The sequence below is a fragment of the Streptomyces bambusae genome (assembly GCF_019400985.1).
In the GTDB taxonomy this organism is placed as follows: domain Bacteria; phylum Actinomycetota; class Actinomycetes; order Streptomycetales; family Streptomycetaceae; genus Streptomyces; species Streptomyces bambusae_A.
This window is the reverse complement of the sequence record NZ_WTFF01000446.1, coordinates 1-4,678: the sequence shown is the minus strand read 5'-3', so window position 1 is coordinate 4,678 and position 4,678 is coordinate 1. Positions and strand designations below refer to the sequence as shown.

4 protein-coding genes are annotated in these 4,678 nt (G+C 73.5%); 2 read left to right on the top strand and 2 right to left on the bottom strand.

Annotated elements, in window-relative coordinates:
* Positions 1–71: 71 nt before the first annotated feature.
* Both GPJ59_RS33650 and GPJ59_RS33645 read right to left on the bottom strand, forming a co-directional pair.
* Complete coding sequence (locus GPJ59_RS33650) at positions 72–761, bottom strand: DUF4129 domain-containing protein (RefSeq protein ID WP_219671723.1); 690 nt, start codon at positions 759–761, stop codon at positions 72–74.
* Between the two features lie 4 nt (positions 762–765).
* The gene (locus tag GPJ59_RS33645; protein ID WP_219671721.1) at positions 766–2,064 is read right to left on the bottom strand and encodes a hypothetical protein; all 1,299 of its coding nucleotides are present in this window, start codon (positions 2,062–2,064) and stop codon (positions 766–768) included.
* Between the two features lie 232 nt (positions 2,065–2,296).
* Here GPJ59_RS33645 and mtrA point away from each other — a divergent pair, with 232 nt between their 5' ends.
* Both mtrA and mtrB read left to right on the top strand, forming a co-directional pair.
* Positions 2,297–2,986, top strand: a complete 690-nt coding sequence (gene mtrA, locus GPJ59_RS33640) for a two-component system response regulator MtrA (protein WP_199922743.1) — start codon at positions 2,297–2,299, stop codon at positions 2,984–2,986.
* A gap of 2 nt (positions 2,987–2,988) precedes the next feature.
* Positions 2,989–4,678: MtrAB system histidine kinase MtrB (mtrB, locus tag GPJ59_RS33635; RefSeq protein WP_219671720.1), on the top strand; the 1,690-nt coding region annotated here is incomplete at its 3' end.

The window sequence follows — 4,678 nt, the reverse complement described above, 5'->3', positions numbered from 1 at the left end:
GGTGGCGGGTGCGCTGCCGGTGGCGGGCGCGGGCGTGGCCGGGCGGGTGGGCTCGGGCGGGGTCGGGCCGGTCATGCGGTGGGTCCCGGGGCGGTGGGGAGCAGGGGCTTGGCCCGTTCCAGGGTGAGGTCGAGGTCGCGCAGGCGGCCGTACGTGGCGGCGTCCGCGGTGCGGCCGCCGTAGGTGACGTCGTCGAAGGTACGGGCGGCCGCGCGCAGCCCGGCGGTGTGGTCGGGCAGGGACGCCGACGCTTCGGCCGCGGCCTCGTCGGCGGTGCGGCCGGGGCGCGGGTCCAGGAGGGTGCGTTCCTCCAGGGAGCGCACGACGGCGCGCATCCGCTCCTGGACGGCCTCGTTCCAGCGGCCGGCGGCGGCGTGGGCGTCGGCGGCGGCCCGGTGGTCGGCGGCGCTGCGGACGCGGTCGTCGAAGAGGACGCCGGCGGCGCCGGCGGAGCGGGTGGGCCGGCCCAGGCGCCACCACAGCAGGGCGACGAGCGCGGCGGCCAGCAGGATGATCACCACCAGGCCGTACCCGCCGCCGGGTGAGGCCCCGGCGGCGGAGTCCAGCAGGTCGCCGATCCACTCCCAGAGCCGGCGCATGGCGCGGTCGAGGAGCGACGGGTCGTTCTGGTGGTACACCGCCTTGGACAGCTCGCGTTCGGCCGCCTCTCGGGCGGGTTCGCGCGGTGTGGTCACCGGCGGTTTTTCACCGAGCGGCAGCAGTGCCGTGGTGTGCGTGATGAGTCCCCCCGTGCTCGTCACCGCATCAGACCCCGGGGGTGGGGCCGGTCGGCGGCAGGCTCTGGCCGTAGCCGCCGCCGTAGGTGGTGTCGTGGGTGCTGCCGTAGTTCTCGATGCCGGCGGCGCGGGCGAGCTCCAGGTCGAGCGCCTCGCGCCGGATGCGCTGGTCGACGTAGAGCAGGACGGTGACGCCCGCCGTGATCGGCATGGTGACGGTCAGGGCGAGGACCGAGGCGATGCCGGTGATGATCAGGAAGGTCCAGGAGCCGCCGACGGTGCCCTCGGCGAGGCTCTGCATGCCGCCGTCCACGGCGATGGCCAGGAACATGGCCGGCGCGACGATGATCCCGGAGACCAGGCCGGTGATGAGGGCGGTCAGCAGGGTGATGCCGAAGATGCGCCACCACGAGCCCTTGACCAGCTTCGAGGAGCGTTGCAGCGAGGTGAAGACCTTGGCCCGCTCCAGCATCAGCGCGGGGGAGGCCAGGCTGAACTTGATCCACAGCCAGACGATGAGGGCGATCGCGCCGAACGCGCCGAGGACGGCCAGGCCGGGGCTCTGCGCCAGGATGCCCGGCAGGATCAGGACCACGATGAGCAGGAGCGCGCCGACGGCGAGCAGCAGCGTCAGCCCGGCCAGCCGGAGCAGCTGGCCGCGGGCGTCGCGCCAGGCGCCGGCGACGGTGGACTTCTGGCCCAGCACCGCGCGGCTGAAGACCATGGTGAGCAGCGCGGTGACCAGGAGGGCGCCGATGGCCTGGACGAAGCCGGAGGCGATGCTCAGGGCCGCGCTGCTGCCGAGGGCCTCGAAGACCTCGGAGGGGTCGGCCCCGGGCTCGGGGGCGTTCTCCAGGGCGTTCGCCGCGTACTTCTGCACGAGGACGTTGACCAGCTGGACGACCGCGGCGACGACCAGGGTGATCGGGAGCACCGAGCGCCAGTGGGTGCGCATGGTGGTGACGGCGCCGTCGAGGATCTCGCCCAGGCCCAGGGGGCGCAGCGGGATCACACCGGGCTTGGCCGCCGGGGGGTAGCCCCAGCCGCCGGGGCCGCCGCCGTACTGGCCGTAGCCGGACTGGCCGCCGTACGAGCCCCAGCCCGCGCCCGGCTGCTGCTGCTGGGGCTGCTGGGGCTGCTGGGGTGCGCCGGGGGCGTGGGCGCCGCCCTGGCCGGGGTTGCCCCACTGGCCGGGCGGGGGCTGCTGCGCGGACCACCGGGAATCGGCCGGGGGCTGCTGCTGCGGGGCCGAGGGGTCGGACGCGCCGGGCCGCTCTCCGTCCGACGGGGACGAGCCGGGCGAGCTCCAGCCCGGAGAGTCGTTCATCGTGGCTCCTTCACGTGCCGTGCGGGGGCGGGGGCGCTGGTCGGCTGCCATCGTGCCACGTGGGTGCCTTCGGCGGACCGGCCGTCCCCCCGGTTGTTCCGGTCCTTGCCCGCGCCTTCAATTGTCACCCGTCCCCGGGCAGACTGGATCACCTCGGGCGGAACGCTTGGGATCACTTTCGGCCGCGGCCGCTGTGGGACAGCTCACCGCCAGGTCACGATTGGCTAATGGGATGATGTCAACCATGAAGGGACGCGTCCTTGTCGTCGACGACGACACCGCGCTGGCCGAGATGCTCGGCATCGTGCTGCGTGGAGAAGGTTTCGAGCCGTCGTTCGTCGCGGACGGCGACAAGGCCCTGGCTGCCTTTCGCGAGGCCAAGCCGGACCTGGTGCTGCTGGATCTCATGCTGCCCGGACGGGACGGCATAGAGGTCTGCCGGCTGATCCGCGCCGAGTCCGGCGTGCCGATCGTGATGCTGACGGCCAAGAGCGACACGGTGGATGTCGTCGTCGGCCTGGAGTCCGGCGCCGACGACTACATCGTCAAGCCGTTCAAGCCCAAGGAGCTGGTCGCCCGTATCCGGGCGCGGCTGCGGCGGTCGGAGGAGCCCGCGCCGGAGCAGCTGGCCATCGGTGACCTGGTCATCGACGTGGCCGGGCACTCCGTCAAGCGGGACGGGCAGTCGATCGCGCTGACCCCGCTGGAGTTCGACCTGCTGGTCGCGCTCGCCCGCAAGCCCTGGCAGGTCTTCACCCGCGAGGTGCTGCTGGAGCAGGTGTGGGGCTACCGGCACGCGGCGGACACCCGCCTGGTCAACGTGCACGTGCAGCGGCTGCGCTCCAAGGTGGAGAAGGATCCCGAGCGCCCTGAGATCGTCGTGACGGTGCGCGGCGTCGGGTACAAGGCGGGACCCAGCTGATCATGTCTTCCCGCAGGCCCTCGCCCGGCTCCCGCCGGGGAGCGTCACGGGTCGGCCGGCTGCTCCAGGAAGGAGCGCCCGGCGGGCGTCTCCTGCGCCTGTGCGCACGGCTGGCCCGGCGGCCGCTGCTGCCGGTGATCCGGCTGTGGCGGCGCAACATCCAGCTGCGCGTGGTCGCGGCCACCGTGCTGATGTCGCTGGGCGTGGTCCTGCTGCTCGGGTTCGTGGTCATCGGCCAGGTGGCCAACGGCCTGCTCGACGCCAAGGAGGACGCGGCGCTGAGCCAGGCCGCGGGCGGGTTCGCCGTCGCGCAGGAGAAGGCCAACACCGCCTCCGTGGCGGACGGCGCCGACGCCACCGCCGTCGACTCCAAGATCGGCCGGGACGCCAGTACCTGGATGAACTCGCTCGTGTGGCAGCTGGCCAGCGGCGGCCAGTCCGCGTTCGAGGTGGTCGCGCTCGGCGCGGGCACCGGCGAGAAGGGCTCCGGCGTGCGCGGGGCGCGCGCCTCCGGCGACGTGGACCCGGCGGCGAGCATCCCGCCGGCGCTGCGCCGGTCCGTGGACCACACCGCCGGCACCTTCCAGACCTTCGCGAAGATCCGCTACACCACGTCCGGCAAGGCGCCCGAGCCCGCGCTGGTGGTCGGCAAGCGGCTGACCGACATCAACGGCGGCCCGTACGACCTGTACTACCTCTTCCCGCTCGACCAGGAGGAGGAGTCCCTCAACCTGGTCAAGAGCACCATCGCCACCGCCGGCCTGTTCGTGGTGGTGCTGCTCAGCGCCATCGCCTGGCTCGTCGTACGCCAGATCGTCACGCCGGTGCGGATGGCCGCCGGGATCGCGGAGCGGCTGTCGGCCGGCAAGCTCCAGGAGCGGATGAAGGTCACCGGCGAGGACGACATCGCGCGTCTGGGCGAGGCCTTCAACAAGATGGCGCAGAACCTCCAGAACAAGATCCAGCAGCTGGAGGACCTGTCGCGGATGCAGCGGCGCTTCGTCTCCGACGTCTCGCACGAGCTGCGCACCCCGCTGACCACCGTCCGGATGGCCGCCGACGTCATCCACGACGCGCGGGTCGACTTCGACCCGGTCACCGCGCGCTCGGCGGAGCTGCTCGCGGGGCAGCTGGACCGCTTCGAGACGCTGCTGGCGGACCTGCTGGAGATCAGCCGGTTCGACGCGGGCGCCGCCGCGCTGGAGGCCGAGCCGATAGACCTGCGGGACGTCGTACGCCGGGTCATCGACGGCGCCGAGCCGCTGGCCGAGCGCAAGGGCACCCGGATCCGGGTGCTCGGCGACAGCCAGCCGGTCGTCGCGGAGGCCGACGCCCGCCGCGTGGAGCGGGTGCTGCGCAACCTGGTCGTCAACGCCGTCGAGCACGGCGAGGGCCGCGACGTCGTGGTGCGGCTGGCCTCGGCGGGCGGCGCGGTGGCCGTCGCCGTACGCGACTACGGCGTGGGCCTCAAGCCGGGCGAGGCGACCCGGGTCTTCAACCGCTTCTGGCGGGCTGATCCGGCCCGCGCCCGCACCACCGGCGGCACGGGCCTGGGCCTGTCGATCGCGGTGGAGGACGCGCGGCTGCACGGCGGCTGGCTCCAGGCGTGGGGCGAGCCGGGCGGCGGCTCCCAGTTCCGGCTCACCCCTGTCTCTTTTTCAACTACCCCAGGCCCCCACAGCGCGGGCGGAA

What these genes read in the sequence shown, in the direction of transcription:
- mtrA (WP_199922743.1), top strand. Translation starts at nt 2,297, where the DNA reads ATGATGTCAACCATGAAGGGACGCGTCCTTGTCGTCGACGACGACACC.
- GPJ59_RS33645 (WP_219671721.1), bottom strand. Translation starts at nt 2,064, where the DNA reads ATGAACGACTCTCCGGGCTGGAGCTCGCCCGGCTCGTCCCCGTCGGAC.